Source organism: Pseudoalteromonas citrea (assembly GCF_000238375.3).
GTDB lineage: Bacteria > Pseudomonadota > Gammaproteobacteria > Enterobacterales > Alteromonadaceae > Pseudoalteromonas > Pseudoalteromonas citrea.
Genome location: NZ_AHBZ03000027.1, coordinates 866,624 through 879,423, shown reverse-complemented (window position 1 = coordinate 879,423; position 12,800 = coordinate 866,624). Strand labels below are relative to the sequence as shown.

Annotated in this window: 13 protein-coding genes; 7 read left to right on the top strand and 6 right to left on the bottom strand. The window is 40.6% G+C overall.

Features of this window, described 5'->3' with window-relative positions:
* Positions 1-5: 5 nt before the first annotated feature.
* From PCIT_RS21760 to PCIT_RS21745, 4 genes are all read right to left on the bottom strand, one after another.
* Positions 6-1,181 (bottom strand): radical SAM protein, encoded by a 1,176-nt coding sequence (locus PCIT_RS21760; RefSeq protein ID WP_010364260.1) that lies wholly within the window; start codon positions 1,179-1,181, stop codon positions 6-8.
* Positions 1,171-2,268 (bottom strand): glycosyltransferase, encoded by a 1,098-nt coding sequence (locus tag PCIT_RS21755; protein WP_010364262.1) that lies wholly within the window; start codon positions 2,266-2,268, stop codon positions 1,171-1,173. The genes PCIT_RS21760 and PCIT_RS21755 overlap by 11 nt, the downstream gene beginning before the upstream one ends.
* A gap of 2 nt (positions 2,269-2,270) precedes the next feature.
* Positions 2,271-2,879, bottom strand: a complete 609-nt coding sequence (locus PCIT_RS21750) for a GNAT family N-acetyltransferase (RefSeq protein WP_010364264.1) — start codon at positions 2,877-2,879, stop codon at positions 2,271-2,273.
* 231 nt (positions 2,880-3,110) lie between these two features.
* A complete protein-coding gene (locus tag PCIT_RS21745; protein ID WP_010364266.1) occupies positions 3,111-3,569 on the bottom strand; it encodes a winged helix-turn-helix domain-containing protein in 459 nt (152 codons plus the stop codon).
* 1,396 nt (positions 3,570-4,965) lie between these two features.
* Here PCIT_RS21745 and PCIT_RS21740 point away from each other — a divergent pair.
* The 5 genes from PCIT_RS21740 to PCIT_RS21720 all read left to right on the top strand — a co-directional run bounded on the left by PCIT_RS21740 (position 4,966) and on the right by PCIT_RS21720 (position 7,608).
* Complete coding sequence (locus PCIT_RS21740) at positions 4,966-5,688, top strand: SDR family NAD(P)-dependent oxidoreductase (protein ID WP_010364267.1); 723 nt, start codon at positions 4,966-4,968, stop codon at positions 5,686-5,688.
* A gap of 333 nt (positions 5,689-6,021) precedes the next feature.
* Complete coding sequence (locus PCIT_RS21735; RefSeq protein ID WP_010364269.1) at positions 6,022-6,246, top strand: DUF4177 domain-containing protein; 225 nt, start codon at positions 6,022-6,024, stop codon at positions 6,244-6,246.
* Positions 6,239-6,463 (top strand): membrane protein insertion efficiency factor YidD, encoded by a 225-nt coding sequence (gene yidD / locus PCIT_RS21730; protein ID WP_010364270.1) that lies wholly within the window; start codon positions 6,239-6,241, stop codon positions 6,461-6,463. Before PCIT_RS21735 ends, yidD begins: the two co-directional genes overlap by 8 nt.
* A gap of 10 nt (positions 6,464-6,473) precedes the next feature.
* Positions 6,474-6,845 carry a TM2 domain-containing protein gene (locus PCIT_RS21725; protein WP_010364272.1) on the top strand — a complete coding sequence of 124 codons (372 nt, stop codon included), beginning with the start codon at positions 6,474-6,476 and terminating at the stop codon, positions 6,843-6,845.
* The gene (locus PCIT_RS21720; RefSeq protein WP_010364274.1) at positions 6,823-7,608 is read left to right on the top strand and encodes a M48 family metallopeptidase; all 786 of its coding nucleotides are present in this window, start codon (positions 6,823-6,825) and stop codon (positions 7,606-7,608) included. The genes PCIT_RS21725 and PCIT_RS21720 overlap by 23 nt, the downstream gene beginning before the upstream one ends.
* A gap of 112 nt (positions 7,609-7,720) precedes the next feature.
* On the opposite strand, the gene PCIT_RS21715 is transcribed toward PCIT_RS21720, so the two are convergent.
* Positions 7,721-8,392: a M15 family metallopeptidase gene (locus tag PCIT_RS21715; RefSeq protein ID WP_010364276.1), complete on the bottom strand. Its 672-nt coding sequence runs from the start codon at positions 8,390-8,392 to the stop codon at positions 7,721-7,723.
* Between the two features lie 438 nt (positions 8,393-8,830).
* On the opposite strand from PCIT_RS21715, the gene PCIT_RS21710 reads away from it, so the two are divergent.
* Positions 8,831-9,814: a DUF4097 family beta strand repeat-containing protein gene (locus PCIT_RS21710; RefSeq protein WP_010364277.1), complete on the top strand. Its 984-nt coding sequence runs from the start codon at positions 8,831-8,833 to the stop codon at positions 9,812-9,814.
* A gap of 376 nt (positions 9,815-10,190) precedes the next feature.
* Positions 10,191-11,780 carry an ATP-binding cassette domain-containing protein gene (locus tag PCIT_RS21705; protein ID WP_010364279.1) on the top strand — a complete coding sequence of 530 codons (1,590 nt, stop codon included), beginning with the start codon at positions 10,191-10,193 and terminating at the stop codon, positions 11,778-11,780.
* A 34-nt stretch (positions 11,781-11,814) separates the two neighbouring features.
* Here PCIT_RS21705 and PCIT_RS21700 read toward each other — a convergent pair whose 3' ends face one another.
* Positions 11,815-12,711, bottom strand: a complete 897-nt coding sequence (locus tag PCIT_RS21700) for a LysR family transcriptional regulator (protein WP_010364280.1) — start codon at positions 12,709-12,711, stop codon at positions 11,815-11,817.
* Between the last annotated feature and the right edge of the window lie 89 nt (positions 12,712-12,800).

Below are 12,800 nucleotides of genomic sequence, written 5' to 3'. Positions count from 1 at the left end.
TGCCCCTATACTAAAAAGTTATGCGCATCTGGGCAGGCATTGAGCACACGTAATGAGCCCTCTCGCATAGATTTGGCTGCGCGCTGGTATGCATCAGAAGCCATTAAATCTTCTAAGGTGTCGTCTAATACACTGCCAAAAACAAGGTCTGGAAACTGCTTAGTCATGACTAACTTACCACCAATATCAACGTCTAATTTCACGCCCATTTTTAAGTAGTTTTCACGGGCAGGCATCTTGCCTCGATAGTATTTACGCAATTCATCATCGTTATAATCTGGCCCAAATAGCACTGGGATCTGCGCAGGGTATTCACGTAATGCACTCAGTGTGGCAATCACCTTTTCAATATATTCATGACTGAAATCACCCATATCAAAACCTGTATAGGAGTTAGGCACTACGTCGTAGTCTTCACAAAACTTGTGGTATTCACTGCGCGCAAATAAATCAACAACCCATAAATGATTGAAAATCATCCAGTCTACTCCATGCTTTTCACAAATTTTCAGTAACTCAATTGATTGATCTAAGTTCTTTGCCATCAAGGTGTTTTCAACCCCTATCAACCAGCCTTTGCCCTCTTCTTTTTTGCCCTTGGCCAGCATTTCAATACCTTGAATGGTTTTTCTGAAAGTGCCTTTGCCACGAATAGAATCATGAATTTCACCTGGGCCATCAATCGAGATTAAAAATGCGAGCTGATCTGAAAATTCACTGAATAACTCAAAGTAACGCTTTATCAGCAAACCATTGGTACAGATATAAATAAAACACCCAGCTTCTGCTAAACGCCTAAAGAACTTAGGAAAGTCAGGGTGTAATGTGGGCTCACCGCCGGTTAAGATAATGTCGCATTTATTGCGGTCGATAAAATCAAACAAGTTGCCACTTTCATCATAAGGAATAGCCGTTGGATCGAGGCCATTATGAAAGCCGCCTTCACGCCATTGAAAGCACTGCTCACAGCGTAAATTACAACTGCTGGTCATTTTAACGACCAGCTTGCAAATATTTTGCTCTTCCACTACTTCTGACTCCGCATAGCGAGATAGCGCACTCGCAACACGTTCAGAGCTGGCTCTGTGATGTTTAATAAAGCTTGGGTTACGCTCGATAAAATTCAGGTGCCCCTGAGGTAAATCGGCTGTTTCTAAATGCGTGGCTTTTTTAGTCCACATGACGGTTCTCCTGGTGATGGTTTAAAAGCACATTGCAGATGTAATCAGGCGCATCGTGACGCACTAGTGCAGCGGCATTATTAGTTAAAAGCGTTTTTTCTTCGGTGTTACCAATAAGCCTGACAACCGCTGCGAGTAATGACTCGGGCGAATTTGCCGTCACGACCGCCTTGGCTTTTTTGAATACTGCTCGATTATGTTGTTCTTGTCCGGGCAACGCAGAGCTCACCACTACACATGTATTGGTTAACGAGGCTTCGGTTAAAGTGATCCCACCCGATTTAGTAATTAATACTTCCGCTTCTTGATATAAATGCGTTAAGTCATCAACAAAGCCTAATACCTCTAAGCGGCCTGACGCTATATCTTCATTAAACATCGCGGTAAGCTGCTGTTTGAGAGACTCATTTTGTCCGCAAATCACTTGTAATCGCGTGATTTTTTGAGCGCTGAGTAATGTATGTACTGTGGTTGGCGTGATCCCCAACCCCCAACCACCACCGCACAATAAAACACGGCCAAGTTGCGTACATCGTATTTGTTTATCATCTAGAATATGCGCCGGGATCCCACTGGCATGCACGGGGGTGTTGCGCGTTTTATGCCACTCAAAAACAACGTTGTCATAAGCGTGCGAGACAAATAAGTTATCAACAGGGGTCTGCCAACCTGATGAAATACTATAATCTCCGAGTACCCCATGAATAGGCCGTTTTATAGCTAGCTTTTGACAGTAGTAACGCGCAAAAAATGCCCCGTAATAACTACATGCTAAAACTTGTTGATGCTGGGTAAATAACGCTTTAGCTTTGGTTTTTTTGTCATTGCCCCTGAACCACAGCATCAAAGGTAATAACTTATACAACACAGGGTAAAACCAACGGCTGCCGTATAGTTTGCTATGGTGCTGCTTACCTTCTAAACACCAGTCATAGTATTGATCAAACAACAGCTTGGTTAGCCAAACCGGTAAAATTTCAGACAACGACACCAGCGTCGAAGGCTCACCACGTTGCTGCAATCGCTGTTGCATGGTTAATGCCAGTGCTCTTGAGCCTGCCCCAGACTCCACATACAAAATCAACACGGCTACTGTACCTGTAGTTGAGCGCTGGTCAGTGATAACCAATGTTGACGCAGTTCATCAAGCTCCAGTTTCATCACCACCATATCTTGCTGTGGCCCATAGAAGTTTTCAAAACGAGACAGCTCCGTAAACAGCAAAGATTGATATATGCCTAAAATGTTCGACTGGGTTGTATCAGCAAACACTTCTATATAAAGCTGCTTATAATCCGTCTCTTCTAATAACACTTTTAAGGTATCTAATAGCATGGCAATTTTGGTCATGGCAGACGCATTAGGCTGAGCAACAAACCACCCACCCCATACGATACTTTTAGGATCCCATAATCGATAATGAAACCCTGATAGGCCAATAATTTCATCGTCTTTTTTCATACACCAGTATTGACGGCCATTATCAATGTCGGCACCAATACAGCGCTGATGAAAATCAATGGTTCTTATCGCATCTTCGTTTATACCGTCAACCATTGCTAAGCGAATAAAATCAAGCTGCTCCCCCGCAAATGTCACAGGGACTTTTTGAATGTTTTGTCGCTGCATAAATAAGTTAGTGCGGGCAATTTTATTAGCTAACAACGACGCTCTTCTATCAACAAATTGTTGTTCCATAGTGTTGTGCTCTTTGTAATATTTGAATAAAAAGTGGCTCAAATTTCGACGGGCACAAGATTGCTTAATGCAACAACAATGTCGCTTATGAAGGGCATATTTTTGCTTATGACATGACAATTTTGCCTTAGGAAAAGCTTATGGACTAAAAAACAAACAAAAAAAGAGGCCAAAGGCCTCTTTTATGAAAATATTAATATTTAAAGTTAGTTAAAAAAGTCATTGTGAACGCTAAAGGTATATCACCAATTGTAAAACTATGAGCAATAATAGTAGTAAAAATATTTGAACGTTGTGGCGTGTTAAAGCTCGTAAACCGCCACGCATCGAATCAAGTATATTTTTTGGATCAAACTTTACATCAAGATTAAAACTGTACCCTTTCCTATAATGAGTTTTGATAGCATTTTCAGGCAATGCATCATGCGATAGAATTCTCCTTAATTCTGAAATCGCGCGATTGATTGAATTGTTATCTACAAACTCTTGTTGCCAAATTTTTTCTCCCAGCTCGTCTCTAGAAATCACTCGATCAGGATTGAGCATAAAGTATACGAGCAATTCAAAAATGAGTGGCTCAACTTTGACCAAAGTATTATCAATCTTTAGCGTCTGGGATCGGTTATCAAGTGTAAAAGGGCCAAACAACGCTCTTTTAAACTGATTTTTTTGTGTTTCTTCATAAAACATGACAGCGCTTATACTTCCTTTCTATTAGATTATAAAAGCACTTACGATTTTACTCTCATAAGCTTTAATAATGAATATAACTTATAACTAAAACCCATGATTTATTCTAATAATTGTTCTTGATCATAAAAAACCAAAATAAGTCATAAAAAAAACATAAAAAGAACATAACCGACTAAAAAAGATCGAAATTCAACCTATTTATTGGGACTATTACATTAATCAATGAAAAGTCCCCAATTAAAAAACAATCCCCACCAAAAAACAAACATAAATATGCAACAAACAACCAAACGAACAACAAAAAACTTGAACAAAACTAATACACTATAAAAACAATAACCACACATAATTTAACAAAACGTAATTAACCGCAAAAATAAAATACCACTAAAAACCAGAGCGGCAATGAATAAAGCAATAAAAAAAGAGTTTTAAGACAAGTTAATTACGCTAACTGTATACTATTCACACGAACTATTGCGTTTATTTTCTTGCTTATACGTTACTCATCATGCTCTCAAAAAGCTCACATAAAAGGATGAGCAGGAATACAGCGAGTCTTGTTGATCCAATAAACCTTTTATAACCAATGCTTTAATTTTAATGCTAATACTTAGGCATATTTAGCCCGTTTATTCTATTTATTACTTTAAGTTTAATCATCGCTTTAGTGTGCCGCCGATTAAACTAACGACTTGTAAGCTTATCACCCATTAATTTTTTAAAGTGATACACCGCCGTCTCGGCAGGCGCAGTCACCTATACTCTATCTATATTCCTGCATAAAGACGTGATTAAAGCTCTAAGAGCTTCACTATCAGATCCATTGAGCGTCGCACGCTTTCGATATAGCACACCAAGTGTTTTGTTTAGCCCGTAGAGAAAGTATGTGTATGAGAAAACTACTGTGCTTATGTAGTATCTGAATAGGATACACAAAGAGTGATTAAACATTGTGGAAGGTCAATAAACATAATTACCGTATTGCTTATGCTTATGGCTGTTAATGATAGATTAGTGTACTTACACACAAAACCTGAAAACGGAACGTTGCATATTTATTAAATAAATAGTTCCCAAGGCTTGAAAAACTACATCGAATAACTATACAGATTAATATATAACCAGTATGATTTGGGTTAATTTTGTACTCTTTTAGACGAGTAATAGGGTGTTGGGACAAAGAAATATAAAGCAGCTAGATGCCGATTAAAAATTCATTCTTAACCATTAACTCGGTAACTATAAGTCATATCACAACGACTGTAATTCAACACAGCTAAGCTGGCTTTTAATGAGTAGAGCATAAAAATACACGTTATATCGTTAATATAGCGAGAGTTAAGGCGTATGGAGTGTACGCCTAACTGTTGAGTTATCAAGGAATGTACACATGAATAAAACAGTATTAATTACTGGCGGTACACGTGGCATAGGTAAAGCGTTAGTAAAGCAGTACGTAGACAATGGCTATAATGTTATAGCCACTGGAAGCTCATCAAAAAATCTACAACGCAGCAAAATGGTCTACCCTGAAGTCCGATGGTACGAATGTAACTTAAAATCAATAGACAGTGTAAGAGCGTTCGCACATTCTTTAGCATGTGAACCATTACATATGGTGATCCACAATGCTGGGGTGCAGCAAACACGCAATTTATTTGTTGCCAGTGAGGAGTTGATCAGTATTGAAGAAGAAACCATGATCAACTTTACAGCCCCCATTCTACTCTCTCGTTTGTTGTTTAAAAATGTCGACCGCGTTGCTGGTACTTGGGTTTTTGCTACCTCGGGGCTAGCCATTTCGCCAAAACAAAGCTCACCGATTTACTGCGCTAATAAAGCAGGCCTTAGAGCATTTTGTAAATCATTCAATGGTCAGATCAAAGTGCATAAAAGTGACATTAAAGTCTGTGAGGCCATTTTGCCTTTTGTAGATACTGACATGCCGCATGGGCACAACAAAGGAAAGATCTCACCCTCTCAAGCAGCTCTAGAAATTTTTGAAGGCGCAGCAAAAGGGCAAAAAGAAATACATATAGGTCAAATGCGCTTAATGATGAAAATGCGTGCTTTATTCCCAAACCTAATTGAAAATGTGATGCTAAAGCGCTAAATACATCATAAGAGAAGCGAAAGAATCATACTTTTAATTTCAAGGCTTAGAGTTTGCCTAGATCAGATTATTATCCATTCACAACGCGGTATGTATCTACCTATGCGCTGAGTATTCAGGCTTATTAACACCAAACTAAACAATTTTCGCGCATATCTAGTAGAAATAATTATTAGTCAACTAACTGAGGCAACGACATTTATTTTTAACGAGAGGACCGTTACTTAAAAGCTATATTGTTCCTAAATTGCCAATTAAATTGGTTGAATCAACTAATAAGTAAATATAAACTCATAAGATACTTAATTAATATAAACAAATCAGGGAAGTACTATGAGCCAATTTGATGAATATAAAGTGATCCACGTAGTTGAAGGTGGGTGTGGTACCTTGTTGTTAGGCTCAAGTGGTTTACCATTAAAAAAGCTGGAAGCAACTCTGAACAGAGAAGCGCAAGACGGCTGGCAGCTCGTGTTTCAAGTAATCGAGAATAAACGTTTTTTACTCTTTTGGAGCCGTGAAGCGGTTATATTAACACTCGGTCGTAAACGTGCTTAAACACTTTGTGCTGCGTGCCATTCGCACTTATCAAGCGAATGGCGGTGCCAAATCACATTTTAACTTGTCTTGTAACTTTACCCCGTCATGCTCTGAGTATACCTATCAAGCCATTGACAAATATGGTGTGTGTAAAGGGGGGCTACTTGGCTTACGCCGTATTAAACGGTGTAACGATCCAGACTGTATTGACGTTAAATCAGACCCACTACCTTAGGAGGTAAAGCATGGATGAATCTAGATTAAGATCGCGAGAAGAAACACTTCGCCAGGCTGTTTCAGAGTTACCTGAGGATACCAGAAAGCGCTACTACCAATTAGAGCTAGAGCTGGTTAAAGATCCAGACACCTACGCTGTACTCAACTACTTTTTTGCTGCTGGATTACACCATTTCTACCTTGGTAAAACTCTGCGAGGTATAATTAATCTCGCTCTAATGCTTATTGGCCTTGCGACCCTATCAACCATTGGAATTTTTGTAATCTTATTCGTCATCGTTATAGAGTTGCCTCAGCTGTTTCGCAGTCAAAAAATAATTACTGAGCATAATATTACCGTTATGGAAGACGTGATCAATGAACTCCAGCCTAGAGAGTAGAGTAAAAAAGAATAAGCAAACGCAACGATTATGGATCCTCACAACCACATTAATCGTTACACTTTTTGCTGGCTATCAATTTTATACGCAATCTATTCCGTATTTAGCCGAAAAAATAGCAACCGCCATTCCTGAGCCAATTTACCGTATTGTTGATGAAAGCAGCCTTGACGCATTAGACGAGTCAGAATTTAGTGGTTCACAATTGGATGAGAATAAACAAAAAGAAGTCCAAACACTATTTTTGCAATTAATAGAAAGTGAGCAAACCAGTCAGAGACAGTTCACTCTGGCACTGCGCCATTGGCAGGGCCAAGCCAATGCCATGGCGTTAGCCAACGGCTCCATCATTATTACAGATGCCATGGTCAACTTAGCAGCTGACACACAAGAGTTAAGTGCAATTTTACTCCATGAAGTAGGGCACGTGAAACATAATCATGTGATGGAGTCTATCGTCAGCTCATCAATCGTTTTTGTTGGCTTAAGCGTGGTTTTCGGCGATATTTCTGCACTGTCAGACATAATATTACAAGGTACAATGACAGGGGTTTCCCAAAGTTATTCCCGACAAGCAGAACTGGAAGCCGATAAGTATGCCGCACAACAACTGACTGCGTTGTATGGCAGCCACGAAGCCATGACCGAGATATTTACCAAGTTAGAAAAACAGCACCAAGACGGCCCGAGCTGGTTAAGCACACACCCAAGCTTTAACGAGCGTATTGAGGAAATATCTAAAAACACACCAATCACTGATTAAACATCAACGGTGCTGTTGATTGCGTGAGTGAAAACCCAATTACGTCATAATATAAGCAAAGGTGGCATCTACATGCTGAGCAAGTAAAGCCTAAATCACAAACCTACCTTGGTCACTTGGTGATCTCTACATCAAAGTACTGCGTTTTAAAAGGCTCATTGCTCAAGGTAAAATGCCACCACTCTTCTTTTAGCCCTTTAAAACCGGAATTTAACATAACTTTAGCCAATAGCATGCGATTTGCGCGTTGCTGTGTATTTACTTTAGTAGAAGAAGGCCATGACAATGGCGAGAAGTAGTCCCAGCTTGTGCCCATATCAAGCTCAACCCCCGAGCGCGCATCAATCAACGTAACATCTAACGTGCTACCTCTTGAATGACCCGATTTAGCAGCAATATAACCTAGTTCAAATAGCGCAGACTTATCGACCTCTGGATAAAACTTCGCTTTATTTTTGGTATCATTTAAATCTTCAGCCCACTTAACAAAGTGATCAACTGCTCGCTGTGGTCGATAGCAATCATATACTTTGAGGCTAAGCCCAAACTGTTGTGCCGATGTTTGTGCCACTTTAAGCGCAGCTACAGCACTTAGAGAGAGTAAACACTTTGGTGCGGAGTACCCATCAATAGCTGTACCGACAAAGTTATCCGTACCAAAATAACGTATATCAGTTACCAGTGACGGAATTGCTTTTTTAACATCATATAGGTCTTTCGCCTGCACAGATAAAGCAATGTAAGATGCACCAAATATCACGCCATACCTAATGAGTTTATTCATAAAAAGGCCCTAAATATAATGTAGTTAAAAACTATCAAAATAATATGAATGAAGTATGGAGTGTATTTTTCATCATGCAAATCAAATACAACCTCCTTATGGCAGTAATAAATGCAGTTTAGGATTAACACAGCCATTAAAACTGAACCGCAGCGGCGCGAGTCGCCTAAAAATCGGAAAAGAGCATTATTACGACCCATATTAACTGCCACTGAGCGAGGTCACTATGTTACGCACGCTAGACCCGCCATTTCGATGAACTTTATACAGTATGATTAAGTTGACCACTATTTGTGTTAAAAAACCACTTTTTGGTCAAAGTCATCAATTTAATTTTTTGAATTAAAATAAAACCATATTTAACAACAGCTTAAAACTTGGCATCATAGTTGCTAAAGTATGAACAAATAAAAGTATAATAATTTTAGGAACAACACGATGATGAAACTACTTACTCCAATATGCGCAGCGTTCATGTTAAGCGGCTGTATTGTCCACGTTGGTGGTTCAGCAGCACATGCAGATCAACACACAGAGCAGCAATTGGTATTAGATGCGGCGCAATTAACCACCTTGAACGCCAACTTAGAAGCAGGTTCATTAACCATCATTGGTTCACCAACAGCGACCGAGATAAAAGTAAATGCTGACATTTATACCTTTAAGAACTCAGAATACACTTTGACCTTAGACAGCTCAGGTGACACCGCCAAATTAGTTGCAAAAACAGCATCTCGTAGCGGTAATGTATGGGTAGTGGGTGGCCAAAGCCCCCGTATTAATCTGGCAATAACAGTGCCTGAAAGTTTAATTTTAGATATTGAAGATGAGTCTGGTGATATCAACATACAGCGTATGAAAAACCAAATTAAGATTGAGGATGGCTCGGGTGATATTACCGTTAATGGTGCTCAACACGTTAGCATTAGCGACGGCTCTGGTGACATTGACATCAATGAAGGTGGAAACATCAATATAGATGATGGCTCTGGAGACATTGAAGTTTATGGTGTACAGACGGTTAATATCACTGATGGTTCAGGCGGCTTATTCATCAAAAATGCGCAAGGAGACATCAATATTGTCGATGACTCTGGCGACTTAACCGTGCGTGATACCCGTGGTGAAATAACCATCGAAGATGGGTCTGGTAGCCTTGAAATTAAAAATGCACTTGGCAACATTAAAATTGATGACGATAGCGGTGACTTATCGATTGCTCACACCAGTAAAAATGTTGATATTGAAGACCACAGTGGCAGTATTTCAATTGAACAAGTATCAGGTAAAGTAACCATAGACGATGGTGCTGGTGATATTTATATTAATGGGGCTGGCAGCCTACATATTGCAGATGCAGGCCCAGGTGATGTCAGTATCGACAATATCAAAGGCAGCGTATCAGGTGATCTTAGCCGCTAACTGCAGCCGATATTTAAGCCGATAATCCAAGCGACCTATCTAGTCATGGGCAAATTGATAATACGTTTGCCCGTGCAATATAACTTTACGTCATACCCTCTCCTTGTTCGATCACATTTAACTAAAACAAACTAACTCACATTCTGAGTTCCTTGAAATTACCCCACGAAACGCTTTACACTAGTCGCCTATTCTTATTTTGGAGTATGCGCCGTCATGAACAACTAAGTCCTGTTATCCGAACTTTTCATTCTTTTTTTGGATCTACAGGGTTAGTGGGCGTAGCTCTATACCTTTCATATTTTCGTGTGGCATCTATGCTGCGCTTAGCACTTTAGCTACCTCACTGCGCCTGTTTTATTTCAGGAGGCAATAGATGCCCATATTTCAAATTCACACTATCAGCTTTAATTTGACTCAAGGTGAGTCGCTTTTTCATAATCTATCTTGGAGTTTAAACGCTTACCGTTCGGCACTTATCGGGCGTAATGGCGTCGGTAAATCAGTACTTGTAAACATCATTCGAGGCAGGCTTTCACCCTCACAAGGCAGTGTAACTTGCCATAAAAATATCGGTTACTTTGCACAGCAACATGATGAAATCGCACCAGACTCAGCAATCAGCATCGCGGCATATTTAGGATTATCATTGCCATTACAGGCACTTGAAGCCATTGCCAATGGCAGCAGTGACCCGCAAGACTTTGCTGCTGTGGGTGACAATTGGCGCTTAGCTGAACAATTAAAAGCGCAACTGTTGGCACTTAATCTTCCAACTGATCACTGGCAACACTGTAATACACTCAGCGGCGGTCAACTTACGCGGTTAAAGCTCTGGCAGCTATTCAGTGCAGATCACTCGGCACTTATTTTGGATGAACCCTCAAACCATTTAGACCTGCAAGCAAAACACTGGCTAATAAATCAAATAGACGCCTTTGATGGGCCAATATTGATTGTTAGCCATGACCCTGTATTACTACAACACATCCCATACATTTGCGAGCTTACGCCCCATGGCATCACGGTGTTTTCAGGTAATTATGACGACTTTACAGCCGCTAAAAAACGTACCACACAAGCGTTAGAGCAACAAATTAGCCAAGTAAAACGTCAGCAACGTAAGCTTCAATTAGAAACTCAAAAAAACCAAGAGAAAGCCCAGCAACGGGCAGCAAAAGGTAAATCGCTGCGCAAGCAAGGTAGCCAAGCAAAAGTGCTATTAGATGCCAAAAAAGACCAAGCGACTGCCAACAGCAAACGCCAAAAAACCAATGTTCAACAACAGCAGGTTAAGTTGTCAGACACTGCCAATACCTTACTGGCTAAACAGATCAAACCCGAGAATACGCATTTTTCTCTACAAACACAGGCGGCTCATAATAAAAAAGCCATCGTACGAGCTCTGCAACTTACCCTACCTTATGGCACACGTGCCGAGATAGATCTTGTCATACATGAAGGAGAAAAGTGGCATATTACTGGGGAAAATGGCGCAGGTAAATCAACGCTTTTTAATATACTACAACAAAAAATATCGGCCATATCAGGTACATTACAGCTTAATTCAGCGGTTTTTTGCCTCGACCAACATTATCAATTACTTGAGCTTAACCGCAGCGTGTTAGACAACTTAAGCGACTTATGCCCGACACTCTCTACCTGCGATGCTCGAACACTGTTGGCTGGCATTGGCTTTAAAGCAGAGCAAGTGTACATAACCGCCGACAAAATAAGTGGTGGTCAAAAAATGAAATTGGCCATGCTCATTGTGAGCCACCAGCCAAATCGGCCCTTACTATTACTCGACGAACCCGATAATCACCTAGACACCGCCAGCAAACAACATTTAGCGGCAGCGCTCTGTGATTACAATGGCGCCTTATTATTAATCAGTCACGACCCCACGTTCATTGAGCAAGTTGGAGTTGATTGTACACTCAACCTATCATTGCACGGTCTATAATTTCTCACCTAATTAGCACGGTGTTAGCGTATTTTTAATCACTGGCACTGTGCTTTATAAAATGAATGAATGCATTCAATGCTGGGTTAGTTAACCTTGCTTGTGCATACACCAATGACACGTCTAAAGGTGGCGTATTAAACTCAGTTAAAATAGGCACCAACTGACCACTGTCTAAAAAAGATTTCATCATAAAACGTGGTAACCTCGCCATACCGTGGCCCTGCGCTGCAAAATATGCCACGGTTTCACCGTTGTTAAGCTCGAGATCCCCCGTGACCGTCACCGTATGAATCTCTCCCCCCTCACAGTAACGCCAGCGCCAAGGTTGACGGTTGGAGGCTTCTATAATACACGGTAATTTGGTCAGATCTTTAGGGTGCACAGGCGTACCATGCTGTTTTAAAAACTGTGGGCTTGCCACCATCAGTACCTCTTGCTGTGCGAACCGCTGTGCTACTAACGTCGAATCAACCAATGCCCCAATACGAATCGCAACATCAACGCCTTCATCGATGACATTGACTTGATCATTTTGCTGTTGCCAACACACTTTTACATGCGGGTAAGCGGCCATAAACCGTGCTATTTTCTCATCAATCATCAGTCCGCGTGCATTTTCTGGTGAGGTTATCTTTAAGCGACCAACGACCTGCTCTTTTCGACTTTGCACGCTGTCTTTGAGCAGCGAAAGTTGACTCAGAATATTCTTAAATTCGATCACAAACCGCTCACCTTCAGCCGTCAGGTGCATAGTGCGTGTGCTACGTAATAACAATTTACAGCCATAGTAAGCTTCTAAGTCCGACACCTGTTTGCTCACCGCCGAGGTAGCTAAATTAAGCTTGCCCGATGCACCGCTAAAGCTGTGTGCTTCAACCACGGTTAAAAAAATCCGAATCGCTTTTATTAAATCTATTGTTCTTTGCAACAGAAAGGTCCTTTCTCGATTTACTGCTACTTAAATTATGCGCTTCACGCTACCCTTTGTACATCTAAATGAAACAGTTAAACCCCAAG

Coding starts and splice junctions, on each gene's coding strand:
- PCIT_RS21735 (WP_010364269.1), top strand. CDS start 6,022: ATGAGCCAATTTGATGAATATAAAGTGATCCACGTAGTTGAAGGTGGG.
- PCIT_RS21710 (WP_010364277.1), top strand. CDS start 8,831: ATGATGAAACTACTTACTCCAATATGCGCAGCGTTCATGTTAAGCGGC.
- PCIT_RS21760 (WP_010364260.1), bottom strand. CDS start 1,181: ATGTGGACTAAAAAAGCCACGCATTTAGAAACAGCCGATTTACCTCAG.
- PCIT_RS21740 (WP_010364267.1), top strand. CDS start 4,966: ATGAATAAAACAGTATTAATTACTGGCGGTACACGTGGCATAGGTAAA.
- PCIT_RS21715 (WP_010364276.1), bottom strand. CDS start 8,392: ATGAATAAACTCATTAGGTATGGCGTGATATTTGGTGCATCTTACATT.
- PCIT_RS21705 (WP_010364279.1), top strand. CDS start 10,191: ATGCCCATATTTCAAATTCACACTATCAGCTTTAATTTGACTCAAGGT.
- PCIT_RS21725 (WP_010364272.1), top strand. CDS start 6,474: ATGGATGAATCTAGATTAAGATCGCGAGAAGAAACACTTCGCCAGGCT.
- PCIT_RS21750 (WP_010364264.1), bottom strand. CDS start 2,879: ATGGAACAACAATTTGTTGATAGAAGAGCGTCGTTGTTAGCTAATAAA.
- PCIT_RS21745 (WP_010364266.1), bottom strand. CDS start 3,569: ATGTTTTATGAAGAAACACAAAAAAATCAGTTTAAAAGAGCGTTGTTT.
- PCIT_RS21720 (WP_010364274.1), top strand. CDS start 6,823: ATGAACTCCAGCCTAGAGAGTAGAGTAAAAAAGAATAAGCAAACGCAA.